Raw genomic sequence first — 23,520 nt, forward strand, 5'->3', positions numbered from 1 at the left:
CGCCCGCGGGAGCGGAACGCGGGGAGAGGCCCCGGGTGGTGCTGCCGACGGGGATGCGGAATGTTTTCGAGGGCGGTCCGCGGTCGGGGGTGGCGGGGGAGGTTCTCGCGGACAGCGCGAACTGGATCAACTCCATGGACCTGGCGATCGAGCGCGGAACGTTCGACGGCTCGCACTTCACGGACTACGCGGCGGACGAGGCCATTGAGTCCGGGCACGCGTTCGTCACGGATTACCACAAGCATCAGGAGACGTGGACCGGTGTGACCCGGTACTACGACAGACAGGTGCAGCTGATGAGTCGCTCGGCGGCTCGGCTGACGTACTGCGGGGACGAGAGCAAGGCGTTCACCGAAGAGGTCAGAACTCACCGCATCCACCGGACCACGAAGGTGGCCGCCACGGCCTATGTCGCATACGAGACCAGCCTCAAGAAGAACGCCCGGGGAATCTGGCAGACGGTTTCCGTGGATTCGGAACGCGGAGCCGCGCGATGCCAACCGTGAAGTCATGGACCGTTGCCGTGGTCATCATGGCCGCGATGTTCAGCGGTGCGTCACAGGCTCGCGCCGAGCGTGAGCGCAGCAGTGTCGGAACCACCCAGTCCGCCACTTCAGGCCCCCACACCATCACCTCCCGAGTAACCCTCACGGCGTCCCCCCACCCCCACGCCCTCTCCAGCCGCACCCCCACCGGCCCCCTCACCCCCACCACCCCCCACTGGTCCCCGCCCCCCTGCTGGTACGAGCCGTTCTGGACGGCCGAGGCGTTCCGGACGTTCACCGAGGCCAAGTGGGCCATGCACACCGCGACCGGCGGGGCCCCGGGGGACTTCGCGGCCGACCGGCGGCGGTACGGCGACTTCCACACCCGTGACGAGAGGCCCGGCATGTGGTGGGTCGCCGTCGACAATCCGGAGATCCCGGGGGACGCGCGGGCCGGGCAGTGCGCGCGGAAGCCCTTCTGGGTGCCGAGGGGGACCGTCCCCTCCGTGCCGCGTGCGATGACACCGGCCATGCTCGCGGCCCTCGCCTACCAGTCGACGAGGGTGCCGGGGACGGAGGTCGGGATGACCCCGGCGGACCGTTCGGTGGTCAACCTGCCGTCGTGGATCTGGCTCGACCGTTCCCGCTTCACCCCTGTCTCGGTCACCGCGCGGCTCCCGCAGGCCGGGCTGTGGGCGCGGACCACCGCACGGCCCGTGGGCCTGCGTGTGGACCCGGGGGCGGCGCGGGCCGTCACGTATCCGGCCTCGGGGGAGTGCCCGACCGGCCCGGACGGGACGATCGGCGCGCCGCGTCGCGGAGGGGCCGACGCGGCGGACCTGCCGCCCTGCGGCGTGACGTACCTGCGTTCCTCCGGCGGCCGGACGTACGCCCTGCGCGCGACGCTCAACTGGCGCGTCGACTGGGCCGGTTCAGGGGGCACCGGGGGCGAGCTGCCCGGCGGGACTTACGGGCAGACCCGTGACGTGACGGTCCAGGAGATCCAGTCGGTGGTGCGGCAGCCCGTCGCGGGCGCGAGATGAAGGGCCCGCTGATCGGCCCGTTCCCCGTCACACCGGCCGCGTCACTTCCCCGCGCCGGACCCGCCACCGGTCCCGCCACTGGACCCACCACTTGACCCCGACCCCGACTCCTTCTTCCGGCTCCCCTTCTCCGCCTCCCTCGCGAGGTCGTCGTCGAGTTTCTTGAACTCGCGGACCACCGCGTCGGACATGTCGGCGAGGGCGTCGAGCTGCTGGGTGATGTCCTCGCGGCCGTCCTCCCAGTGGGACTCGAAGTCGTCGAGGGCGTCGTAGACGCTGCCGTCGCCGAGGTCGTCCCGGAAGGACTCGAAGAGCTTCTTCGTGCGGTTGAGGCGGGTGCGGACCGAGCGGAGCCGGTCGCCGTAGTCCTCCAGTTCGCTCAGCGGGAGCGCCAGGTCGCTCTTCCCCTTGCCCATGGCCGTCCTCTCCTTCTGGTCCTTCTGCTCCTGCTGCCGCCGGTGCTCCGGGTGCCGCTCACACGAAGCGGAAGGTGCTGGTCACCGCGTCGAAGATGTCGTGGAACGCCTCCGCCAGGTCCAGGACGGGGCTGGCCCCGGAGACGAGGACGACGCGCTCGGTGGTTCCCGGGACCGGGATGTACGTCTGGGTCAGCGCCATGCGCAGGGTGCGGGTGTCGCCGCGTTCCACGGGGACGTCCTCGACGCCGTAGGTGCGCGCGACCTGACCGACCTCGGGGATCTCGACGGTCGTCACCTTCCGCCACGCGTCGCCCTCGCGGCGGGCCGTGATCGTGCCGAGGGAACGGGCGATCGCCGCCGGGTCGGTGTCCAGGGCCGTGCCGTCCTTCGTGCGGGCGCCGGCCATCGTCACGCTCACCGTGGCCGACAGCGGTACGCCGTCGAAGTTCTCCGCCATGCAGCCGAGGTAGACCGCGCCCGAGGCCCACGCGTCCTTCGCCATGCCGCGCAGCATCGTGGACAGCTCGGTGCGGTACGGGGTCAGCTCGGGGACCTGGCGGGTCCGCTCCTCCACGAGCGCGCGGACCGTCGCCTCGCGGCCCTCCGGGCGGATGTCGAACTCCCACCAGGTCTCCGGGACGGAGAGGGCGAAGCCGACCGGCTGTTCCCGCCGGGGCGCGGGCACGGGTGCGGGCTGGTCCGAGGGCGGCAACGTGATCCCCTGCCTCTGTGTGCTGGTCCGGCCGCCTCCCAGGGCGGACGGCGGGCGGCGCGAGCGTAACGCGTACGGGGCCGGTACGGGGAGGGGGCACCGGGCCCCGCCCCCGGCCCCCGCCCCAGGCCCGGCGCAGGTGGTGGGCCCGCTTGGCCGGAAAGGCACTGTTAGCCTTGCCTTACTTCAGACCGGTGGTGGTGGGCCCCCAAGAGCCAGGGTGCAAGGGTGAGAGACAGTGCGTGAGCGGACGACAGGCGCCCGGACGGTGCGGCGGTGAGCGGCACGCCGCTCGTGCGGCGCGACCCTCCGCAGCCCGTCGACCACGGCCCGAAGGCGGAGAAGTCCCGTACCGCGCGCGGCCGGGGCGCTCTCGTGCTCGGGCTGCTCGGCTGCCTCCTCGTCCTCCTCCTCACCGTCGCGGCCAGCCTGCTCATCGGCTCCGGCCACGTCGGCTTCGGCGATGTCCTGCACGCCGTGTTCGACCGGGACCCGGCCGACAAGGGGCAGCTCGTCGTCCACGAGGTGCGCGTGCCCCGTACCGTCGTCGGACTGCTCGCCGGGGTCGGCCTCGGGCTGGCCGGGACGGTCATGCAGGGCGTCGCGCGCAACCCGCTCGCCGATCCGACGCTGCTCGGCGTCAACGCGGGCGCCTCGCTGTCCGTCGTCTTCGCCATCAGCGTCGTCGGACTGACCTCCTCCTCCCAGTACATCTGGTTCGGCTTCCTCGGCGCGCTGCTCGCCGCGCTCCTCGTGTACGGGGTCGGCTCGCTCGGCCGGGAGGGCGCCACGCCCGTCAAACTCGCCCTCGCGGGCACCGCGACCACCGCCGTGCTCCAGGCGCTCACCAACGCCGTCCTGCTCAGGGACCGCCAGAGCTACGACCAGTTCCGGTTCTGGCAGGTCGGCTCGCTCAGCGCCCGGGACGGGGCCGTGCTGTGGCAGGCGCTCCCCTTCGTCGTGGCCGGCGGGGTGCTCGCCCTGCTGCTCGGCCCGCAGCTCAACGCGCTGTCGCTCGGGGACGACGTCGCGCGCGGCCTCGGCCAGCGCGTCGGCCTCGTGCGGGCCGGTTCGGCCGCCGCCGTCGTCCTGCTGTGCGGGGCCTCCGTCGCGGTCGCCGGGCCCATCGGCTTCCTCGGGCTCGCCGTACCGCACGCCGCGCGCCTGTTCACCGGCCCCGACTACCGCTGGGTGCTGCCGTACAGCGCGGTCCTCGCGCCCACCGTGCTGCTGCTCGCCGACATCCTCGGCCGGGTCGTCGCACGGCCCGGGGAGGTGCAGGTCGGGGTGATCACGGCGGGCCTGGGCTGCATCCCGTTCATCTGGCTGGTCCGGCGCAGGAAGCTGGTGGAACTGTGAGCGCGCCCGCCCCCGCGACGCCCGCGAAGCCCGGCAAGGACGAGGCCGCGGCCCGGCTCGACGCGGCGGTGCGCACCGTCGACGGCGTACGGCGGCACGGACGGGTCCGGTCCCTGTGGGTCGGCGGTGTCCTGCTCCTCGCGGTCCTCGTGATGCTGTGCGTGTCGGTCAGCGTCGGCGACTACGTCCTCCCCCTCCGCGACGTCGTGTCGACGCTGCTCGGCGGCGGCGACGCGGGATCGCACTTCGTCGTGGTCGAACTGCGGCTGCCGAGAGCACTGCTCGCGATCCTCGTCGGCGCGGGCTTCGGGATGGCGGGCGCGCTCTTCCAGACCCTGCTGCGCAACCCGCTCGCGAGCCCCGACGTCATCGGCATCAGCGCCGGGGCGAGCGCCGCCGCCGTCCTCGGCTCCCTGATCCTCGGGCTCAGCGGCACCGCCCTGTCCGGCAGCGCCCTGACCGGCGCGCTCGTCACCGGCGCCGCGATCTACCTGCTGGCCTGGCGGGAGGGCGTGGTCGGCTCGCGCCTCGTCCTCGTCGGCGTCGGTCTCGGTGCCGGACTGGTCAGCGTCATCTCGTACGTCATGACGCGCTCCGACGTCCGCGAGGCGCAGGAAGCCTTCCTGTGGCTGACCGGGAGCCTCAACGGGCGGTCCTGGACCCAGGTGTGGCCGCTGCTCGGCGCGCTCGTCGTCCTCGTCCCGGCCGCGCTGTTCCTCGCGCGCTCCCTGCCCGTGCTGCAACTCGGCGACGACACGGCCGCGGGGCTCGGCAACCGCGTGGGACGCGACCGGCTGCTGCTGCTCGCGTGCGGTACGGCGCTCGCGGGCGTCGCGACGGCCGCCGCCGGACCGGTCGGCTTCGTCGCCTTCGTGTCGGCGCCCGTCGCGCGCGCCCTGCTGCCGGGGCGTGGCGCGGTCCTGCCGCACTCCGCGCTGACCGGGGCGCTGCTCGTGCTGCTCGCCGACTTCGCCGCCCAGCACGCGCTGCCCGGGGTGCAGCTGCCGGTCGGCGTCGTCACGAGCATCGTCGGCGCGCCGTACCTGCTGTGGCTGCTGGCCCGCACCAACCGGGTGGGGCGCGGCGGATGAGCGCACGGACGACGAGGACCGGGGCAGCCGCGGGGACAGCGGCCGACCGGCCGTACGGACACGGCCACCAACGAGACGAGGAGCGCCGCCGGTGAACGCGGAACACACCACCCCGGACAAGGGCGCGGCCCCCGGCGGTACGGGGAGCGCCCCCGGGCACCTGCTGGAGGCGCGGGACCTGCGGCTCGGCTACGACGGGCGGGAGATCGTCCCCGGGCTGAGCGTGCGCATCCCGCCGGGCAGCTTCACGGTGATCGTCGGGCCCAACGCGTGCGGGAAGTCGACGCTGCTGCGGTCCATGGCGCGGCTGCTGCCGCCGCTGTCGGGCGCGGTGCTGCTGGACGGCCGTTCGGTGCGCGAGATGCCGACGAAGGAGGTCGCCGCCGTGCTCGGCATCCTGCCGCAGGGGCCGAGCGCACCCGAGGGCATCACCGTCGCCGACCTCGTGGGCCGGGGCCGCTACCCGCACCAGGGCTTCTTCCGCCGGTGGACCGCCGAGGACGACCGGGCGGTGGCCGAGGCGCTGCTCTCCACCGACGTGCTCGACCTCGCGGACCGGCCCGTGGACGAACTCTCCGGCGGGCAGCGGCAGCGCGTGTGGATCGCGATGGCCCTGTCGCAGCGCACCGACATCCTGCTGCTCGACGAGCCGACGACCTTCCTCGACCTCAGCCACCAGCTCGACGTCCTCGACCTGCTCACCGACCTCAACCGGGAGCGGGGGGTGACCATGGTCGCCGTCCTGCACGAGCTGAACCTCGCGTGCCGCTACGCCGACCACCTCATCGCGATGGCGAACGGCGAGATCGTCGCGGAGGGCGCGCCCAACGACATCGTGACGCAGGAACTGGTCACCGAGGTCTTCGGGATGCGCTGCTCGGTCGTGCCCGACCCGGCGTCCGGCACCCCCATGGTCGTACCGCTGGGACGGCACCATGTGACGGAGTCGACGGCCGCCTGAGGGGCGCCCCGGGTTCCCGAGGGGAATAAGGGGAGGCTAACCTAAGCGGTATGAACCATTCCTCCGCCTCGGACGCCCCCGGGCAGCGCACCCCCCGCCGTTCCCGCCGTCGTACCCCGGTCCTGATGTCCGCGGGGGTCGCCGCTCTCCTGGTCGCCCTCGCGGCCTGCGGCTCCTCCGACGACGGGGACACGGACGCGTCGTCGGGCTCCGGCGGCGGAGCCGAGGCGGCGGCGGGGGCCTTCCCCGCCAAGGTCGCCACCAAGTTCGGTGAGATATCCGTCGACAAGCAGCCCAAGCGCGTCGTGGCGCTCGGCTGGGGCGACGCCGAGACGGCGCTCGCGCTCGGCGTGCAGCCCGTCGGCGCGAGCGACTGGCTGCCCTTCGGCGGCGACGGCGTCGGCCCCTGGGCCAAGGGCATGTACGACCAGAAGCCCCAGCTGATCGGCACGATGGAGCCCGAGTTCGAGAAGATCGCCGAACTCAAGCCGGACCTGATCCTCGACACGAAGTCGAGCGGTGACAAGACCCGCTACGACACGCTCAGCAAGATCGCGCCGACCGTCGACGTCCCCAAGGGCGGCGACCAGTACATGATCTCCTGGAAGAAGCAGACCCAGATGATCTCGGCCGCGCTCGGCCTGAAGGACAAGGGCGACCAGCTCATCAAGCAGACGGAGGACAAGTTCGCCGCCGTCCGCAAGGAGCACCCCGAGTTCAGGAACAAGACGATCACGCTGGGCTCGCGCACCTCGGACGGCTTCGGCGCCTACGTGCACGGCACCGGCCGCACCGACTTCGTCGAGCGCCTCGGCTTCAAGAACAACCCGAAGGTCGAGGCGAAGGCGGGCGCCGGGTTCTCCGTCAACATCTCCAAGGAGAACCTGGACCTGCTCGACTCCGACCTGACCGTGATGACGGCGATCGGCGTCCCCGACAAGACCATCGAGAACGACCCGCTGTACAAGGCGGTCCCCTCCGTCAAGGCCGGCCACTCCCTGATCTTCGACGAGAAGTCCAGCCAGGCCTTCGCGACCGACTCGGTCCTCTCCGTCCAGTACGCGCTGGACCACGTGGTCCCCCAACTCGCCGCGAAACTGAAGTAGACCAGCACCCCCCGCCAGGGGAGAAGGGCCGCCGGGTACGCCCGGCGGCCCTTCGCGTTGGGGTGGCCCTTTGCGTTGGGGTGGCCTTTCGGACGGCCTTTTCGCGGCGAAGGGGCCTCAGTCGCGGCGCAGTAGGCGCGGGTCGAGATGGCGTCTGGCCATGGGCAGGGAGGCCAGGCCCGCGACGAGCAGGACGCCGAGGGCGCTCAGGAGCAGGAGGGGGAGTCCCTCGCCGTCCCAGAAGACGGTGCCGCCGCCGGTCACGAGGTAGCTGGACTCGGCGAGGCGTCCGGCGAGGAGGGCGCCGCCGATGCCGAGAGCGAGGGGCAGCAGGACCTGGGCGCACTGGGCGGCCCGCAGGGTGCCGGTGCGGATGCCGAGGAGGGTGAGGGTGGCCGTTCTGCCCCGGCGGTCCATGGCGCTGTCGGCCGCGGAGACCAGGAAGGCGGCCACCCCGATGGCCAGCCCGAGGACCATTCCGGTGTCCAGGAGGCCCTCGATCACGGCGAGTTGACTGAGCGATCCGATGACGATCCCGGTGGGTTCGATACTGGCGGTGGGGGCGATCGCGGCGAGCCGGTCGAGTACCGCGCGTACGGCTTCGGGCTGCGGTGCGCCACTCAGCAGGAGCCGGGCCCGGGCGGGATGGGTCCCCGGAGGGAGGGCTGCCGGGGGGACGAGGAGGATCGCGGAGGCCACGTCGGAGGGCTGGACGACGCTGAGGGTCACCGCCTCGTGGGGCACCGTGACCGTGATCCGGCCCGCGGCCCGGCCGTCCTCGTCGCGCAGGCGCACGGCATGGGAGTCGCCGGGCCGGCTGTCCGTGAGGACCCCCGCACCGCGAAGGGCGAGGACCTTGCCGTCCACACAGCCGCGCACACTCCCCGGTACGGCGAAGGCGCTGAGCTGGGCGCAGGTCGCGACCAGCAGGCCCGAGTCGTAACCGGCCGCGGCGGCGGAGACCATCCGGCCCTCGACCCCTTCCGCCCCGGCCATTCCCGCCCGTTGGGACGCGGACAGCGTCTCGTAAGGGACGGCGTACTCCTGGTTCGGCGCGTCCCTGCGGCTGACCTGGTCGATCTCCACCAGGACCCCCTGGGTCAGGGAGGCGGCGTAGACGAGGAGGACGAGACCCCCTACGACGCGGAGGGCGGCGCCGGGACGTGCCTCGTGGTGGCGCATGGCGAGGGTGAGCGGGAGACTCTGCGCGGCCTCGGCGACCCGGCCGGCGAGCCAGGTCGTCGCCGGGGGCAGGGCGAGGACGAGCCCGGCGCCGGTGAGCAGCGCTCCGGCGGGCACGAGGACGGACGTCAGGGCGCTCGGCTGGACCTTCTCGCCGAGAACGCCGAGGACGCAGTAGGTGCTGACGATGCCGAGTCCGGGCAGGAGGGTGGCGGCGGCGATCCAGCGCCGGGGCGCCGGGGAGCGTTCGTGGCGGCGTACGGCGAGGGGGCGCAGCGCCGCCTCTCCGGCGTGGCGTCGGCCGGCGGCGTAGGCGAGGGCGGGGCAGCCCAGCAGGCAGGCGGCGAGGGTCGCGGCACCGGGACGCCCGTCGGCCGGGTACCAGGCCAAACCGGCCCAACCGGTCTCGGCCACAGCGGCGTTGACGAGGCGGTGCAGGCCGAGACCGGCCACCGCGCCGATCACGGCCGCGCACACCGTCTCGACGGCGCTCACCCGCACGGTGTCGCGGGCACTCAGGCCCAGCAGCCGCAGGGACGCGAGGCGGCGCGAGCGGGACTCAGCCGAGAGCCGGACGCATACGGAGAAGTAGACGAAGAGAGGGAGCAGGACCAGGCAGCAGAGGGTGAAGCGGAGCGGTTCGAGGGTGGTCTCGTCGACGGCGGGGGTACGGGAGTACGCGCTGCCGTAGCCGCGGACGGCCACTGCCTCCGCCACCGGCAGCTGTCGGTGGGCGCGGCCGACGTACGCGTACAACTCCTGCGGCCCGGTGAGCCCGGTGGGCGCGATGGTGCCGGTGATCCGGCCGGGCAGCCCGCCCTTGAGCCCGGGCGCCTCGCTGAGCAGGTCGGACAGCGCGGGGGACACGAGGATCTCGCCGGGCCCCGGCAGCCGGCGCACTCCGGGCGGGGTGGGGCCGGTGCCGTGCGCCGGGCGGGCGACGAAGACCCGGGTCAGAGGACGGCTCCCGAAGGGGTCGGTACGCTCCAGCGACAGCGTCAGCCGGGCGGACTCCTGCCGCTGCGCGTGCCCTGCGGACTGGGCGGTGCGGGCGGCCGAGCGGCCGTCATGTGCGGCGAGGATCGTGGGGATGCTGAGCACGGCGGCCAGGCACGCGACCCCGACCGCGCAACCGGCCGTCATCAGCAGGAACCGGACGCGGGAGCCCCGGCCACCCCGCAGGACGAGGCGCAGCCCCAGGGCAAGGGTGGTCACAGGCGACTCCGGCTACGTCGGCGGTCGGCGTACAGATGCGGACATCGGGAAAGCGCCCCTTCCCGGCCGGCGAACGCCGCGCCCGCCCGGTCTCCCTCGGCTATGGCCGGACCCTGTGGACCGTCGGGGAGCAGTTGTCGGGGTGCAGCGATCCTCGATCCCGGCAGGCCCGGATGTCGGCGGTGCGCACGTAGAGCATCGCGCCGTCCCAGACGACCTTGTTGAGCGAGACCGTCTTCTTCTGCTTCCCGTTGAACCGGCTCCAGCTGTAGCCCTCGACCTTCGCCTGGATGTAGACGTTGTTGTCGTCGTCCGGGTCGTCCGTGAGCTTTCCCCTGAACCCGAAGCCGCCGTGCTGGGTGCCGATTGATGTGTGCACGGTGCCTCCGAGAACGAGAAGGGTAATTACGCAGAGTACTCAAAAGGTTGCCCAAGGGCACGGTCTGTGCGGGGGAGTCACTCGCATGAGTTAGTCGACGTCGAGGGCGTGACGTCGCGTCGCTCGTCACCCCTGGGGGTCCTCGGGCCCGCGGCCCCCCGGCGCCAGGCCCGGCCGTATCGGTCCATCGCTCCCCAAATCCCCCGGCCGCTGCGGCTGTCGTCTCCTCGCCCCTGCGCGCCCGTACCCGCTCCCGTTAGGCTCGGGCCCTGCTCTCGTCCCCCCGCCGGTCCCGTCCACCCCACAGGAAACCCGTCATGGCTCGCACGTCGTCCCGCACTCCGGCCTCCCGGGGCCCCGTTCCGTCGCGGCGTCGCCGTACCTTCGGTGACGTGCTCAAGGCGTTGCTGGCCTTCGTGGCGCTGCTCGCGCTGGTCGGCGGGGTGCCGTTCGCGCTGCTCGTGTACGCCGGTTCGCCGTTCCCCTCCGGGGCGCCGTCCATGGACTGGCTCCAGCGGGACATCGACGTCGACACCTTCCTCGGCATCCTCACCGTCGTCGTGTGGATCGCCTGGGCGCAGTTCGCCGCGTGCGTCCTCGTCGAGGTCAAGGCCGCCGTGTCCGGGGTCGGGCTGCCGTCCCGGGTGCCGGGGGCCGGGGGCAGTCAGCTGCTCGCCCGGCAACTCGTCGCCGCCGTCCTGCTGCTGGGTGCCACCGCCGCGAGTTTCGCCCCGGGCGTCTCGCAGTTGGGGCAGCCGCAGTACGACGAGAACCACCGGCCGCCCGTCGCCGCCGCGCAGCAGACCCCCGGCGGGCTGCTCGGCCAGAGCCGGGACACCGCGAGCGCGGTCGCCGAACAGGCCGCCCAGCAGGCTTCGGCGGCCCAGCAGGGCGATCACGCGGGGGATTCGGCGCACCGGAACACGAAGTTCTACCGGATCCAGCCGCCCGAGGGCCGGCACCACGACTCGCTGTGGGAGATCTCGCAGCGCCACCTGGGCGACGGCCGCCGCTACAAGGAGATCTACGCCCTCAACAAGGACCGGGTGCAGCCCGACGGTTCGAAGCTGTCCGAGGCGAGCCTCATCCGGCCCGGCTGGATCATGGAGATGCCCGCCGACGCGCACGGCGGGGAACTCGTGGAGATGCCCGACGAGGCGCCGAAGGTCTCCGAGGAGGTCCGGCAGCAGATCGGGGACTACGCGAAGACCGGCGAGGAGCGCGGCGGAGCCGTACGGCAGCAGCCCGCCCACAGCCAGGAGCGGGACGGCGCGGGGGACACCCGCACCGGGCAGTTCACCGTGCCCGCCCAGCGCCCGGCCGGCGAGGCCGGGGAGGCGGCCCCGGGCGGTGCCCGCGCCACCGCCGGGGACGCCTCCGCGCACTCCTTCGGGCTCCCCGAGGCGCTGCTCGGCGCCCCGCTGCTCGCCGCCGGACTGCTCGGCGCGCTCGGACGGCGCCGCCGGGCCGCCCTGTGGCGGTCGGCGACGGACGCGGTCGGCGGGCGGCGCGGCATGGAACCGCCCACGCCCACCGGAGACGTCGCCGACGTCCAGGACGCGCTGCTCGTCGGCGCCGACCCCGGGGCCGTACGGCTGCTGGACCGCTCGCTGCGCTCCCTCGCCGCCGAACTCGGCGCGCAGTCAAGGCCGTTGCCCGTCGTGTACGCCGCGTGGCTCAGCGAGGGCGACCTGCACCTCCAGCTCGCCCAGCCCGCCGGGCAGCCGCCCGCCCCCTGGCAGCTCGGCCAGGACCACACCTTCTGGCGGCTCGCCCGCACCGACGCCGACCACCTCGCCGCGACCTCCGAGGAGGAGGCGGCGGAGAACCGGGACGGCGGCGGACGCGACACCGCCGCGCCCTACCCGGGGCTCGTCGGCCTCGGCACCCTCGACGGGTCACGGCTCCTGCTCAACCTGGAGGCCGTCCCCGGGCTCGTCTCGCTCAGCGGCGCCCCCGAGGACCGGCAGGCCGTGTTCTCCTCGGTCGCCGCCGAACTCGCCACCAACGGCTGGTCCGACCGCATGACGATCACCCTCGTCGGCTTCGGCGCCGACCTGCTGCCGCTCGCCCCGTCCCGGCTGCGCCACCTCGACGACGTCGAGGCGCTCCTGGAGACGATGGAGGCCGAGACCCGGCAGCGGCGCGGAGCGCTCGGCACCGCCGGGGTCGATTCCGTGCTCACCGGCCGCACCGGGCCCGCGCACAGCGCCCGTTGGGCCCCGCACCTCGTCCTGCTCGCCGCCGAACCCGACGCGGAGGAGGCCGCCCGGCTCGCCGAACTCGCCGTCGACGCCGCGCGCCTCGGCATCGGCTACCTCGTCGGCACCGACAGCGGCGAACTGCCGGGCGCCGCCTGGGAGATGGAGATCACCGCCGAGGGCAGGCTGCTCGCCCCGCTGCTCGGCCTGGAACTCGACGCGCAGCTCGTGCCCGCCGCACAACACCGCGCGCTGGCCCGGCTGTTCGCCGAGGCGGGCGGCGAGGGGGACGGCGAGGGGGACGGCGAAGGACCCGACGGACAAGGCCCCGGCGGCGCCGCGCAGCGCCCCCCGTTCCTCGTCGACATCAGCGAACAGGGGCGGCCCGCCGTGTACGCGCGGCTCGTCGGCCCCTACGAACTCATCGGCCTCGACACCCCCGACGCCGAACGCAGCCCGCTGCTGCGCGAGGCCCTCGCCCTGCTCCTCCTGCACCGCGAGGGCGTCCACCCCCGGGTGCTCGCCTCCGCGCTGTGGCCGCGCGGCGTCACCGACGACGTGCGCGAGGCGATCCTCACCCGGCTGCGGGAATGGCTCGGCACCACCGAGGACGGCGCGCCCCGGCTGCGCGCCGACGACACCGGCCGGCTCCTGCTCGACGCGTCCGTCGTCTCCGACCTCGACGTCCTGCGCTCCCTCTACCACCAGGCGACCGCCGGGGAGGGGGCGCGGAACCGCGCGGTACGCGGCCGGCTGCTGACCGACGCGCTCGGCCTCGTCCGCGGCCCCCTGCTCGCGGACCGCCCCGAAGGCCGCTACGGCTGGCTCGGGCACGAGATCATAGACGCCCAACTCCCGCTGCTCGTCGCGGACATCGGGCTCGCCCTGTCCGCCTTCCATCTGGAGAAGGACCGCGCCACCAAGGCCATTGAGGCGCTGGAACGGGCCCTGTCCACCTCGCCGCTCGACGAACGCCTGTGGAACGAACTGCTGCGCGCCACCCACGCCACCGGCGACGAGGACCGGCTGCGCGCCCTGGCCGCCGACCTCACCACGCGCGCCGGCGCCCGCGGACTGCCGCCGCGCACCGAGGCGCTGCTCGAAGAACTCCTGCCCGGCGGACGCGCCCCCACCTCGGGCACCGCGGGCTGAGCACGCGCGACCGAGACGGCACCGACGTATCTGACGGCACCGACGTGACCGACGTGACCGACGGCACCTACCGAACTGACGGAACTGACGGAACGGACGGGACAACCGTGAGTACCGGCCTCGCCCCCGACCTCGCCCTCGTCCTGGGCGGCGCGCTGTGGGGTGCCGTCACCGGGGCCCTGCTGCCGCGCGCCGCGCACCGCTTCGCCGTACCGGCGGGGGAGCCGTGGGCCTCCGGCTGTCCGCGGGGCCATCCGATACGGGGCTGGGCCGGTCCCGCCGTATGCCCCGAGGAGTCCGGCGAACGGTACGGTCCCGCCGCCCTCGCGCTGTCCCTGGCCTGCGCCCTGGTGTGCGCGCTGCTCGCCACCGCGACGGGGCCCCGGCCGGAACTCGGCGTGTGGCTGCTGCTCGCGCCCCTCGGCGTCCTGCTCTTCCGCACCGACCTGCGCGTGCAGCGGCTGCCCGACCCGCTGACCCTCCCGGCCGCCGCCCTCGCCGCCCTGCTGCTGGGCGCCGCCGCGCTGCTGCCCGGCCACGGCGGCTCCTGGACGGGGGCCCTGCTCGGCGGGGCGGCGCTCGCGGGCGGCTACTTCGTGATGTTCCTGATCAGCCCGGCCGGAATGGGCTTCGGCGACGTCAAGCTCGCGCTGTCCCTCGGTGTCGTCCTCGGCTGGTACGGCTGGGGCGTCCTGCTGCTCGGCACCTTCGCCGGGTTCGTGCTCGCCGGGCTGTACGGGCTCGTCCTCGTCGCCCTGCGCGGGGCCGGACGGCGCACGGCGATCCCCTTCGGCCCGTTCCTGCTGGCCGGGGCGTTCCTGGGCCTGGCGACAGGGGCGCTCGGGGTGTGAGGCGGGGCGGCGTGCGGCCGCGGGGCGGGAACCCGGGAGTCCGAGGGGCCAAGAGCCCGAGGGCCCGGGAGCCCGGGAATCCGGCCCGGACTGCCCGTTTCGTGCCCCCGCCCGGCGCCCCCCGGTGGCTGGCGTAGGCTGAATCGGTCTTGTGGCGCACGTCAGAACACGGCGGGCCCGGTGAGACGAGGAAGCGACCGCCCCGAACCCGTAGGGAAAAGGTGACAGCCCGGTGACCGAGCAGACCGGCCTTCAGTCCGTCCTGGACCGTGCCGCCGCGGGCGGCCGGATCACCGCCGAGGAAGCGCTGGACCTCTACCGCTTCGCCCCGCTGCACGCCCTCGGCTCCGCCGCCGACGCGATCCGCCGCCGCCGGTACGCCGGTACCGAGCACATCGCGACGTACATCATCGAGCGGAACATCAACTACACCAACGTGTGCGTCACGGCGTGCAAGTTCTGCGCGTTCTACGCGGCCCCCAAGGACACCGCGAAGGGCTGGAGCCGCGACCTCGACGACATCCTGCGCCGCTGCGCGGAGACCGTCGAACTCGGCGGCACGCAGATCATGTTCCAGGGCGGGCACCACCCCGACTACGGCGTCGAGTACTACGAGGAGCACTTCTCCGCGATCAAGAAGGCGTTCCCGCAGCTCGTCATCCACTCCCTGGGCGCCTCCGAGATCGCGCACATGGCGAAGATCTCCCAGGTCAGCGCCGAGGAGGCCATCCGCCGCATCCACGCGGCCGGCCTCGACTCCTTCGCGGGCGCCGGAGCGGAACTCCTCCCGGCCCGCCCCCGCACGGCCATCGCGCCGCTCAAGGAGTCCGGCGAGCGCTGGCTGGAGATCATGGAGACCGCCCACAACCTGGGCGTCGAGTCGACCGTCACGATGCTCATGGGCACCGGCGAGACCAACGCCGAACGCATCGAGCACCTGCGCATGATCCGGGACGTCCAGGACCGTACGGGCGGCTTCCGTGCCTTCATCCCGTACACCTACCAGGCCGAGAACAACCACCTCAAGGGCAAGACCCAGGCCACCATGTTCGAGTACCTGCGGATGATCGCGATCGCCCGCATCTACCTCGACAACGTCAACCACATCCAGGGTTCCTGGCTCACCACCGGCAAGGAGATCGGCCAGCTCTCCCTGCACTACGGCGCCGACGACCTCGGCTCGGTCATGCTGGAGGAGAACGTCGTCTCCTCGGCGGGCGCCAAGCACCGCTCCAACCGGCAGGAGCTGATCGAGCTGATCCGCACCGCCGACCGCGTACCCGCGCAGCGCACCACGACGTACGAGCACATCGTGGTCCACGAGGACCCGGCGAACGACCCGGTCGACGACCGCGTCGCCTCGCACATCTCCTCGACCGCCATCGCGGGCGGCACCGCGCACCCGGAGCTGAAGCTCCTGCCCACCACCTGAGCGGGCCGTGCTCACCCTGCACACCGCGCCCGTGCTGGACGCGGGCGACGGCACTCTCCTGAAGGAGGGCGCCGTCGCCGTGTCCGGCGACCGGATCGTCCACGTCGGCCCGCTCGCCGAGGCCCGCGCCCTGCACCCCGCCGCACGCGTACGGGAGTGGCCCGGACTGCTCGGACCGGCCCGCGTCCACACGGGGCCGCTGCCCGGGGCGCCGAGCCCGCGCGAGACCGTCCACGAACTGCTCAAGTCCGGGGCGACCGCCGTCCTCGCCGACCGCGTCGGCCAGGACCAGGCCCTGCGCTCCGCCGCCGCCCGCGCCGACGTACGCCTCGTGGCGAGCGCCGTGCCGGCCCCGCTCACCGTCGGGGCGCGGGCCGACTTCAGCGTGCTGGACGGCCCGGAGTGCGTGGCGACGGTGTGCGCGGGGCGACTGGTGCACCGGAGGCGTTGAACCGCCCGGGCACCCGTCGCTCCGCGTCCCCGCCGCCCGCCACCTCGCCCGGACGCCGCTCCATCTCCCCGAGCCTGCGCCCGGTGCGCCGGCGGGTGAAGACCACCAGTAGCGCCATGCCCACGGCACCGATCACCATGACGGCCACGAGGGACGGCTCCCCGGACACGAGGCCCAGTACGGCGACACCGGTGAACAGCACGATCAGGAAGGCGAGGGCCACCCACGCGCGCCGCCCGCCCAACTGCTCCCGGCGGCGGGCCACGACGGCCGCGACCACCCGGCGCTCCTCCGGATCACCGGGCACCTCGGCCTTGCGGATGTACTCGTCGGCCGCCCGTACCCGCTCGCTCGTGGTGCCCAGCCGCTTGGCGTCCGAGCGCCACCGCCCGCGCGTGACCACGTAGCCGACGCCCGCGAGCCACAGCGCGTTGCCGGCCGCCTTGTAGACGTCGCTGCCCATGAGCAGCCGGAGGGCCAGGACCAGCACAAAGGCCAGCACCGCACCGGCCTCCGGCCCGAGCAGCCGCTCACCCCACTTCTTCTCCGCCATCTCCCCCACTTTCAGGCCGTGTTGTGGAGGGCCGGGTACCCCTTGGTGACGGTTGGACGCCTCAGGGCCGGGACGATCTGGCAGCGCGGTGACGCCCCGCCCCGCGAGCGCCCGCGCGATGTCCCCCGGGTGGACTGCCCGATCCGCTCGGCAGTCCGTGTCCTCGTGACGTGTCCGGATGGCCTGTCAGGCGCGGAGCCCGTGTCAGGTGGACGGCGACACACGCAGAGCGAACCGCGGTGGACCTGACCGGTTCGCGGTCAGAAGATCGCGATCGGATTGACCGCGAGCCCCGTGGTGCCCGTGATGCGAGGCGGCGCGAGAACGAGCATGAAGCTCCACCGCCGTAGCCGGGCGCACCGGTCGGCGAGGTCGTCGAGCTTGGCGCCGTCCACCAGCGGCAGGCCGAGCCGTGCCAGGGCGACCTGATGCATCGGCATCGGGAAGCTCGGCGGGCGGGCGTCGCTGATGTCACCGATGTAGAGGGCCGCACCGTGCTCGTCCAGCCAGTCGACGGCGCTGAGGTCCAGCCCTGGTACGGGCTGCGCCATGGGCTGGTTCACGTCCCAGCCACCGCGGACGACGATCGCGTCGCCCGGGTGCACCGACGTACCCGCTCGGTCGAGCGCCGCGTCGAGGTCTGTTCCGCTGACGCGGTGGTCCGCGTCGAGCCTCCCGTGATCGGGGGCCAGGTCCAGGAGGACGCCCCGCGTGACGACACCTCCAGCGGCGTGGTCAGCGGAGGCGTGGCGTACCCCGGTCGGGGTGACGGCGTCCTGCAACGGGACGCCGGGATAGACCTTGTCGCCGACAGGGATGTGGGAGAGGGCGTCGAAGTGCGTCAGTCCGGCGTTGTGCGTGTTGATGAGCAAGGAGTCCGTGAGGGCCACGGGCCGGGCCCCGTTGAAGTTCACGACCTGCATGACGGGCGCGGGCACCGTGGCGGGGCTCCCGACGGGCGCGAGGCCCGTGGTGAGCGGTATGGGGGCAGTGGGACGCGCCAGGCTCACCGAGGTCGCGTCGTGTACTTCGGCCGCGGCGCGTGACCGTGCCGCTCCGTCGATGAGGTTGAGCGCACCGATCTCGTCGGTGTCACCCCAGCGTCCCCAGTTGAGGGGCAGATCGTTCTCGGTCATCCCGAATCTCTTTCCTCGTGTCCTGTGCCTTCGTGCCCTGGGGCTCCGTGTCCTGGGGCTCCGCGCGGCCTCGTGGCGCGCGAAGCCCCACCGAATCCACCCGCGCTGCGTGCTCCCCGACCCTCGGAAGGCGGTATCCGCTGATCACGCGGGTGCCGACCCCGGCCAGTGGAGGCTCGTCAGCCGGTCCAGGGCGGCGCGGAGGCTGGTGCCCGCGGTGCCACGGGCGCTGAGGTAGCCGTCGGGGCGGACGAGGATCCAGTCCCCGCCGGTCGCGGCCAGGGTGTCGTGGACCCGGCCGTCGGGGTCCCACACGCCGTGGCCGTCGTCCGGGTCCCGGCTGATCGTCACGGTGTCCACCCAGGCCGGTAGCGTCCCGGTCACGGCGGTGAGGTGATCCCGCCCGGTGGCGTCCTCGCTCCCGGTGAAGACGAGCAGGTGCCAGGCAGGCGCCCTGAGCCTCGCCCGCAGGACCGTCCAGCCGGGTGACTGCGCGTCGGCGGCTGAGAGCTGCGTGAGCCGCTCGCCGGGGCGCGGGCCCTCGCCCGGCTCGTCGTCGGGGACCGTCAGCGGGCTGTCGGGGTAGGCGATGGCCAGACCGGACATGCTCCGGATGAGCTGGTGCTGGAACTCCCGCATCGAATCCAGGGAGTGAGAGGTGCCGCCGCCGGCGGTGTCGACCATCACGGTTCCCATGACCTCGCCGGTGGAGGCGAGCAGGGCCTGGCCGATGGGTACGCGCTCGCCGTCGTAGGTGTCGAGCAGGGCGGCGTCGGCCTGGCCGTGGACGACCATGGCCAGCTTCCACGCCAGGTTGTAGGCGTCCTGGACACCGGTGTTGAGGCCCTGCCCCGACGCGGGGGAATGGACATGGGCGGCGTCGCCCGAGACGAAGCACCGCCCGACGTGCATCGCGGGTACCGCGCGCTGCTGGATGGTGAACTTCGAAGCCCAGCTGGGGTTCTCGACGACGGTCTCGCGCTCCAGTGCCTGCGACAGCTTGGTGCCGAACTGCCGGGCGATCTGCTCGGGGTCCTCCGGCCGCCCCTCGCCGGTGGTGTCCAGCAGCCGCCATTTGCCCGGCTCCGGAAACGGGAACAGCATCAGCGCGCCGCCTGGAGGGAAAAGCCAGTGCACGCCGTCGCGGTCCACGTCGGTGTGCACGATCGCGTCGGCGATCAGCCAGGTGTGCGCGGGCTCGCCCGTCAGGGGTAGCTGGAGGGTCTTGCGGACGGTCGAGTGCCCGCCGTCGCAGCCCCACAGGTACCGGGCCCGTACGGTCTCGTGCGCCGCACCGGAGCCGTCGCCGCCGCGCAGCACCGCCGTGACGGCGTCGTCGTCCTGCTCGAACGACTCCAGCCGCGTGCCCCATTCCACCGCGACCCCGGCCGACGCGGCGGCCCCACGCAGCACCCGTTCGATGATCACCTGATCGACGTTGAACATGTACGGGAACCGGGTCGGCAGACCTGCGAAATCGAAGTCGAGCCGCCTCCCGCGCCCGTCCTGGTGGCGGACGAACGTGTTGATCCTCGTGCCGTGCGGCGCGATCTCGCCGACGAGCCCGAGCTGGTCGTAGATCTCCAGACTCCGCGCATGGGCACCCAGCGCACGACTGGTCGTCGCAGGACCGTCCGCGGCATCCACCAGGCGAACCGACACCCCCGACCGTGCCAGCCGTGAGGCCGCCATCAGCCCGACCGGTCCGGCCCCTGCCACCAGGACGTCCACGTCATAGCCCGTCATGCAACCACACTCCCAGTGTTAGCTTTACTGACACTGGGACTGTAACTCCGGGCGGGAGACTTGCGAACCCCTGAGGGCCGAAGATCGCCCGGAGGTGTAACTGCCGCTGCGCGTGCCCGTGCGACGAGGCCGACGGTGGTGCTCCGATGGGCTCGTGGCGCGTCTGGAGGCCGCGGAAGTGGCCCCGTGGCGTGCGCGCGCACGACCGTGCTCGCGCACCTCGGCCGCGACACGTCCCTCGGCATCGGCGAGCCGGTCCGCCGTGCGGGCGTCACCCGCCGGACGACGTGCCGCGCCGTCCGGCAGCTCATCGACGGAGGCTCCTGACCGGTGAGCCGGGGTCGGGGTCTCCGCGCGGACCCTCGTCGGGCTGGCCGCGGCGGGCTGTCGGCGTCACGACGTCGCCCCGGACCCTCCGCGACCTGGAACGGGAACCCGGTGGCCGGCCGGGTCCGGCGCCGGCGGAGTCGCGGGACACCCTGACGCGAGCGTGGCCGGGCCGGACGGCCCACCCGCGCCGTCGATGCCGGGCATCGCCGCCGCCACTCGGCGACGAGCCGTTCGCCCACCTTGACGACGCCGCGCGTCCGAGGTCGGCAGCCGCCGTCAGTCCGCGGCGATCACGGCCTCGATGAGGCCCGGGAACCGGCGGTCCAGGTCCGTCTTGCGGAGACGGATGTACAGGCCGTTACCGGCGTCCCGCTGGTACACCAGGCCCGCTTCGCGCAGCACTCGCCAGTGACGGGTGCGACTGGACTTGCTCACCGTGAGCTCGAAGGAGGCGCACAGGCGCTCCTCGTCCGGCCGTTCGGCCAGTTCGGCCACGACCCGGCGCCGCTTGGCGTCGGCCAGCGCCAGGAGGACGGGCCCCACCTGCAACTCCTCGACGGGTGGATGCGCCAACTCGTCTTCCGCCATCGGTTCACCCCCTGGACAAGGTACGTGTCGATGCGTACCTTCCTTACGTACGCCTCCAGGCATACCTTAACGCTTGGGCTCGCCGGCGATCCGCGCATCCGCCACTTCGACGGAGGACCCGCAGTGACAACGTCCGATGAACTACTCGGTACCTCGATCGTCCGTGTCGCCGGCGCCCCCGGCCGCGCCAAGCTCGTCGACCTGCCGCTGACTCCACAGCAGGTCCCCATGGGTGTCCGGGACGAGGTCGCCGAGCACTACGGACTGGCCGAGGGCCAGTTCGAGCCGATGGCGACCACGCTGGACTACCTCGTCGGTGCCACCGTGGCCTGCCTCAGCGGCACCCTCGGGGGGCGCCTGGGCGCGATCGGGCAGAGCACCGCCAACGGCCGGCTCACCGCCGAGGGAAGGGGCGCGCTCGTCGTCGACGGGGGCGTGATCCGCGTCCGGGCCATCCACGTCGCCTACACGCTGACGCTGGACGACGACGTCGACGAGGCCAAGGTTCGCCGGGCCCACGAGACCCATGCCCGCTACTGCCCGATCGCTCGCAGCATCGGCGGATGCATCGAGATCACCAGTGAGATCACCGTCCGAAACGGCCGAGACGTCCGCAACGGCTGAGACGGCTGAGACAGAGAGGAACGCGCATGGCAGGGACACCGGGTCCGCAGGACCTACTGGCGAAACTCCGTCAGCAGCAGCTCTACCTGCTGGACATGATCATGATCGCACCCACCGGGGATCCCCTGTCGGTCCTCGGGCCACATCTGGACGAGCACCTCGCGTGGCTGATCGAGCGGGAGAACAACGGGACGCTCTTCCTCTCCGGCCAACTCGGCGACGAGACCGGCTGGGACGGCAGTGGAATGGCGATCGTACGGGCCGAGTCCCGGGCGGCCGCCGAGGCCGACGCCCGGACGGAGCCGTTCTGCCGGGCGGGCCTCCGGCGTAACACCGTGCGCGGATGGCAGCTCAACGAGGGCAGTCTCACCCTGGAACTGAAGCTCTTCGACAACAGCTTCACGATCTCCTGACCGCCGGCCCTCCACCCCTGGCCCACCCCTCCCGGCAGCCACCTCCCCACACCCCGGAATCCGGATTCCGCACCAGAGAGGAAGTCCCTGCACATGACCGCACCACGAATGAGCTGGCCAGAGATGGTCGCCTTCTCCGAGTCCCACGGCCTGCTGGCGAAGCGGTTGTACGTCGTCTCGTCCAAACCGGCCAACGGTCTCGGGCCGATCCAGGAAGTCCTGGACGAGCACGTGAAGTTCCAGACCCGGCTTGAGGTCGGCGGCACCATGTTCGCCGCCGGTCCGCTCGCGAGCGAGGACTTGCAGGAGTGGTTGGGCGAGGGGTTGTTCATCTACCGCGCCGAGTCCATGGAGGAGGCGGTCAGGATCGCCGAGGACGACCCGATGCACAAGAGCGGAGCGCGCACCTTCACCATCCGGGAGTGGATGCTGAACGAGGGGACCTACACGGTCCAGGTCTTCTACTCGGCCGGCCGCCCCAAGATCACCTGACCCGTCGGCCCGGGGGCGCGGGCGCCGGGCCTTCCAGTGCTGCGACCGGCCGGCCTCCGGGGGACGGTGTCGGCCGGTGTCATGCCGCGGCAGTGAGGGGCTGCTGCCGGAGGGCAACTCCTTCTCGCCGCGGGCGCGGCCCGTTGTGCGCGGAGCGGCCCCCGAGCCGGTTCGGAGCAGCGCGATCGGATGGACGACGAGCCCGGTGGTGCCGCTGATCCGGGGCGACGCCAGGGCGAGCAGGAAACTCCGGCGGCCCGCCGCCTCACTGTCCTGGGCGGTGCTGCGGGATCGACCGTGCCGGCCTGCCCGGGCCCGACGGGGCGGGCCGGACGGCACGGAACCGGTGCCGGATTCGAATGAACCAGTGCTCCACAGCCGCTCGCACCTCGCACCTCGTCTCCGTACGGGCGTACGAACCGACCGAAGAACAGGGACCCGAAGTGAAACTTCTGAGCGTAGGACCGCAGGAGAGTGAACAGCCCGCCCTGCTGGTGGAGGAGGACCGGTGGGTGCCGCTGACGCCGTTCCTCGCCCGGTACGGCGTCTCGGCCGGTATGAACGCCGTACTGGGACTGCTGCCGGTGCTCGGCGAGGCTCTGGCGGACTGGGCGGACACGGCGAGGAGCCATCCGCTGGAGGGGATGCGGCTCGGGCCTCCCGTCACCCGCCCACGCAGCATCGTCGCTGTCGGAGCGAACACCAGATCGCACGTGGCGGAGGCATCCACCCACACGGGCGGGCACATCGCCAAACGGCCGATGCTCATCACGAAGGCGGTGTCCGCCCTGTGCGGGCCTCACGACCCGATCGTGCGACCCGCTGACACCCGGAAGCTCGACTACGAGACCGAACTGGCCGTGGTGATCGGCAGGGCCGGCTCGCACGTGAGCGCCGACGAGGCGATGAGCCACGTCGCCGGCTTCATGGCGTGCAGCGACGTCACCGCCCGCGACATCCAGACCGGCGAGGACGAGGACACGGACTTCTACTGGCAGCACTTCCGCAGCAAGTCCTACGCGACGTTCCTGCCGACCGGGCCCTGGCTGCTGACCGCCGACGAGGTCACCGACCCGACGAAGATCACGCTGCGGACCTACGTCAACGACGAACTCCGCCAGGACAGTGATCTCGGCGACCTCGTCTTCGACCTGCCGACGCTGATCGCGTCGGTCAGCGAGTGCGTGCCGCTGGTACCCGGGGACATCCTCGTGACCGGCTCGCCCGCCGGCGTCGGCCACTTCATGTCCCCGCCGGGTTATCTCCGGCCCGGCGACACCCTGCATACCGTCGTCGGCGGCGTCGGCGAACTGCACAACCCGGTGGAGGAAGGACGGTGATCACCCGGCCGGGGGCCCTCATCTCGACAGCGTCCCGCCGGCCGAAGGAACGGGAGAACAGCGGTTCCCGCCCCGTCGGCACGCTCGGTGAAGACACCGCGTGGAACGGCAGCAGCAGGGCGATCGTGCGGGCCGGGCGCCGAGCGCCGAGCGCCGGGCGCCTGGCGGTGCGACAGGGGCGGACGCGCAGACCGGGACGTTCCGCGAGGCGGCCATGAGGAAGAACACCGTTCGGAGGTGGCGGCTCGCCGAGGGCGGT

General features: G+C 72.9%; 23 protein-coding genes. 15 read left to right on the forward strand and 8 right to left on the reverse strand.

Going from position 1 to position 23,520, the window contains the following annotated elements; translation table 11 throughout:
* Positions 1-35: 35 nt before the first annotated feature.
* Complete coding sequence (locus AB0J21_RS17465; RefSeq protein WP_363146862.1) at positions 36-506, forward strand: hypothetical protein; 471 nt, start codon at positions 36-38, stop codon at positions 504-506.
* Complete coding sequence (locus tag AB0J21_RS17470) at positions 503-1,528, forward strand: hypothetical protein (protein WP_363146863.1); 1,026 nt, start codon at positions 503-505, stop codon at positions 1,526-1,528. Before AB0J21_RS17465 ends, AB0J21_RS17470 begins: the two co-directional genes overlap by 4 nt.
* A 41-nt stretch (positions 1,529-1,569) precedes the next feature.
* Here AB0J21_RS17470 and AB0J21_RS17475 read toward each other — a convergent pair whose 3' ends face one another.
* A complete protein-coding gene (locus tag AB0J21_RS17475; RefSeq protein ID WP_363146864.1) occupies positions 1,570-1,944 on the reverse strand; it encodes a hypothetical protein in 375 nt (124 codons plus the stop codon).
* Positions 1,945-2,002: 58 nt separating this feature from the next.
* Positions 2,003-2,632 carry a hypothetical protein gene (locus tag AB0J21_RS17480; RefSeq protein ID WP_363146865.1) on the reverse strand — a complete coding sequence of 210 codons (630 nt, stop codon included), beginning with the start codon at positions 2,630-2,632 and terminating at the stop codon, positions 2,003-2,005.
* Between the two features lie 402 nt (positions 2,633-3,034).
* On the opposite strand from AB0J21_RS17480, the gene AB0J21_RS17485 reads away from it, so the two are divergent.
* The 4 genes from AB0J21_RS17485 to AB0J21_RS17500 all read left to right on the forward strand — a co-directional run bounded on the left by AB0J21_RS17485 (position 3,035) and on the right by AB0J21_RS17500 (position 7,176).
* Positions 3,035-4,018, forward strand: coding sequence for an iron ABC transporter permease (locus tag AB0J21_RS17485; protein ID WP_363147215.1), 984 nt, complete (start codon positions 3,035-3,037; stop codon positions 4,016-4,018).
* 68 nt (positions 4,019-4,086) lie between these two features.
* Entirely contained in the window at positions 4,087-5,109 is a 1,023-nt protein-coding gene (locus tag AB0J21_RS17490) for an iron chelate uptake ABC transporter family permease subunit (RefSeq protein ID WP_363147216.1), read from the forward strand.
* A 160-nt stretch (positions 5,110-5,269) separates the two neighbouring features.
* Positions 5,270-6,070, forward strand: a complete 801-nt coding sequence (locus AB0J21_RS17495; RefSeq protein WP_363147217.1) for an ABC transporter ATP-binding protein — start codon at positions 5,270-5,272, stop codon at positions 6,068-6,070.
* 50 nt (positions 6,071-6,120) lie between these two features.
* The gene (locus tag AB0J21_RS17500) at positions 6,121-7,176 is read left to right on the forward strand and encodes an iron-siderophore ABC transporter substrate-binding protein (RefSeq protein ID WP_363146866.1); all 1,056 of its coding nucleotides are present in this window, start codon (positions 6,121-6,123) and stop codon (positions 7,174-7,176) included.
* A gap of 117 nt (positions 7,177-7,293) precedes the next feature.
* Here the strand turns inward: AB0J21_RS17500 and AB0J21_RS17505 are convergent, their stop codons facing one another.
* Positions 7,294-9,573: an ABC transporter permease gene (locus AB0J21_RS17505; RefSeq protein WP_363146867.1), complete on the reverse strand. Its 2,280-nt coding sequence runs from the start codon at positions 9,571-9,573 to the stop codon at positions 7,294-7,296.
* Between the two features lie 100 nt (positions 9,574-9,673).
* Complete coding sequence (locus tag AB0J21_RS17510) at positions 9,674-9,952, reverse strand: hypothetical protein (RefSeq protein ID WP_363146868.1); 279 nt, start codon at positions 9,950-9,952, stop codon at positions 9,674-9,676.
* Between the two features lie 317 nt (positions 9,953-10,269).
* Between AB0J21_RS17510 and AB0J21_RS17515 the strand changes: the two genes are divergently transcribed.
* The 4 genes from AB0J21_RS17515 to AB0J21_RS17530 all read left to right on the forward strand — a co-directional run bounded on the left by AB0J21_RS17515 (position 10,270) and on the right by AB0J21_RS17530 (position 16,039).
* Positions 10,270-13,305, forward strand: a complete 3,036-nt coding sequence (locus AB0J21_RS17515; RefSeq protein ID WP_363146869.1) for a BTAD domain-containing putative transcriptional regulator — start codon at positions 10,270-10,272, stop codon at positions 13,303-13,305.
* Between the two features lie 107 nt (positions 13,306-13,412).
* Positions 13,413-14,156: an A24 family peptidase gene (locus AB0J21_RS17520; protein WP_363146870.1), complete on the forward strand. Its 744-nt coding sequence runs from the start codon at positions 13,413-13,415 to the stop codon at positions 14,154-14,156.
* A 232-nt stretch (positions 14,157-14,388) separates the two neighbouring features.
* Positions 14,389-15,588, forward strand: coding sequence for a cyclic dehypoxanthinyl futalosine synthase (gene mqnC, locus AB0J21_RS17525; protein WP_363146871.1), 1,200 nt, complete (start codon positions 14,389-14,391; stop codon positions 15,586-15,588).
* 7 nt (positions 15,589-15,595) lie between these two features.
* Positions 15,596-16,039 (forward strand): hypothetical protein, encoded by a 444-nt coding sequence (locus AB0J21_RS17530; RefSeq protein ID WP_363146872.1) that lies wholly within the window; start codon positions 15,596-15,598, stop codon positions 16,037-16,039.
* Here the strand turns inward: AB0J21_RS17530 and AB0J21_RS17535 are convergent.
* The 3 genes from AB0J21_RS17535 to AB0J21_RS17545 all read right to left on the reverse strand — a co-directional run bounded on the left by AB0J21_RS17535 (position 15,969) and on the right by AB0J21_RS17545 (position 19,474).
* A complete protein-coding gene (locus tag AB0J21_RS17535) occupies positions 15,969-16,592 on the reverse strand; it encodes a hypothetical protein (RefSeq protein ID WP_363146873.1) in 624 nt (207 codons plus the stop codon). The genes AB0J21_RS17530 and AB0J21_RS17535 overlap by 71 nt on opposite strands.
* Before the next feature lie 260 nt (positions 16,593-16,852).
* Positions 16,853-17,728: a cyclase family protein gene (locus AB0J21_RS17540; RefSeq protein WP_363146874.1), complete on the reverse strand. Its 876-nt coding sequence runs from the start codon at positions 17,726-17,728 to the stop codon at positions 16,853-16,855.
* Between the two features lie 144 nt (positions 17,729-17,872).
* Positions 17,873-19,474, reverse strand: coding sequence for an FAD-dependent monooxygenase (locus tag AB0J21_RS17545; RefSeq protein WP_363146876.1), 1,602 nt, complete (start codon positions 19,472-19,474; stop codon positions 17,873-17,875).
* 186 nt (positions 19,475-19,660) lie between these two features.
* On the opposite strand from AB0J21_RS17545, the gene AB0J21_RS17550 reads away from it, so the two are divergent.
* Positions 19,661-19,801, forward strand: a complete 141-nt coding sequence (locus AB0J21_RS17550) for a hypothetical protein (RefSeq protein ID WP_363146877.1) — start codon at positions 19,661-19,663, stop codon at positions 19,799-19,801.
* Positions 19,802-20,080: 279 nt separating this feature from the next.
* Here AB0J21_RS17550 and AB0J21_RS17555 read toward each other — a convergent pair whose 3' ends face one another.
* On the reverse strand, positions 20,081-20,392 hold the full coding sequence (locus AB0J21_RS17555) for a winged helix-turn-helix domain-containing protein (RefSeq protein ID WP_363146878.1): 312 nt from the start codon (positions 20,390-20,392) through the stop codon (positions 20,081-20,083).
* 123 nt (positions 20,393-20,515) lie between these two features.
* On the opposite strand from AB0J21_RS17555, the gene AB0J21_RS17560 reads away from it, so the two are divergent.
* The 4 genes from AB0J21_RS17560 (at position 20,516) to AB0J21_RS17575 (ending at position 23,261) form a co-directional block, all read left to right on the forward strand.
* Positions 20,516-21,016 (forward strand): OsmC family protein, encoded by a 501-nt coding sequence (locus tag AB0J21_RS17560; protein WP_363146879.1) that lies wholly within the window; start codon positions 20,516-20,518, stop codon positions 21,014-21,016.
* A gap of 26 nt (positions 21,017-21,042) precedes the next feature.
* Positions 21,043-21,429 (forward strand): YciI family protein, encoded by a 387-nt coding sequence (locus tag AB0J21_RS17565; protein ID WP_363146880.1) that lies wholly within the window; start codon positions 21,043-21,045, stop codon positions 21,427-21,429.
* 93 nt (positions 21,430-21,522) lie between these two features.
* Positions 21,523-21,921, forward strand: a complete 399-nt coding sequence (locus AB0J21_RS17570) for a YciI family protein (RefSeq protein WP_363146881.1) — start codon at positions 21,523-21,525, stop codon at positions 21,919-21,921.
* Positions 21,922-22,364: 443 nt separating this feature from the next.
* Positions 22,365-23,261 (forward strand): fumarylacetoacetate hydrolase family protein, encoded by an 897-nt coding sequence (locus AB0J21_RS17575; RefSeq protein ID WP_363146882.1) that lies wholly within the window; start codon positions 22,365-22,367, stop codon positions 23,259-23,261.
* Positions 23,262-23,520: the final 259 nt, after the last annotated feature.

Origin of the sequence: Streptomyces sp. NPDC049954 (assembly GCF_040656295.1) — a bacterium.
Classification (GTDB): Bacteria; Actinomycetota; Actinomycetes; order Streptomycetales; family Streptomycetaceae; genus Streptomyces.

What these genes read in the sequence shown, in the direction of transcription:
- AB0J21_RS17515 (WP_363146869.1), top strand. Translation starts at nt 10,270, where the DNA reads ATGGCTCGCACGTCGTCCCGCACTCCGGCCTCCCGGGGCCCCGTTCCG.
- AB0J21_RS17565 (WP_363146880.1), top strand. Translation starts at nt 21,043, where the DNA reads ATGGCAGGGACACCGGGTCCGCAGGACCTACTGGCGAAACTCCGTCAG.
- AB0J21_RS17540 (WP_363146874.1), bottom strand. Translation starts at nt 17,728, where the DNA reads ATGACCGAGAACGATCTGCCCCTCAACTGGGGACGCTGGGGTGACACC.
- AB0J21_RS17555 (WP_363146878.1), bottom strand. Translation starts at nt 20,392, where the DNA reads ATGGCGGAAGACGAGTTGGCGCATCCACCCGTCGAGGAGTTGCAGGTG.
- AB0J21_RS17535 (WP_363146873.1), bottom strand. Translation starts at nt 16,592, where the DNA reads ATGGCGGAGAAGAAGTGGGGTGAGCGGCTGCTCGGGCCGGAGGCCGGT.
- AB0J21_RS17475 (WP_363146864.1), bottom strand. Translation starts at nt 1,944, where the DNA reads ATGGGCAAGGGGAAGAGCGACCTGGCGCTCCCGCTGAGCGAACTGGAG.
- AB0J21_RS17545 (WP_363146876.1), bottom strand. Translation starts at nt 19,474, where the DNA reads ATGACGGGCTATGACGTGGACGTCCTGGTGGCAGGGGCCGGACCGGTC.
- AB0J21_RS17500 (WP_363146866.1), top strand. Translation starts at nt 6,121, where the DNA reads ATGAACCATTCCTCCGCCTCGGACGCCCCCGGGCAGCGCACCCCCCGC.
- AB0J21_RS17570 (WP_363146881.1), top strand. Translation starts at nt 21,523, where the DNA reads ATGACCGCACCACGAATGAGCTGGCCAGAGATGGTCGCCTTCTCCGAG.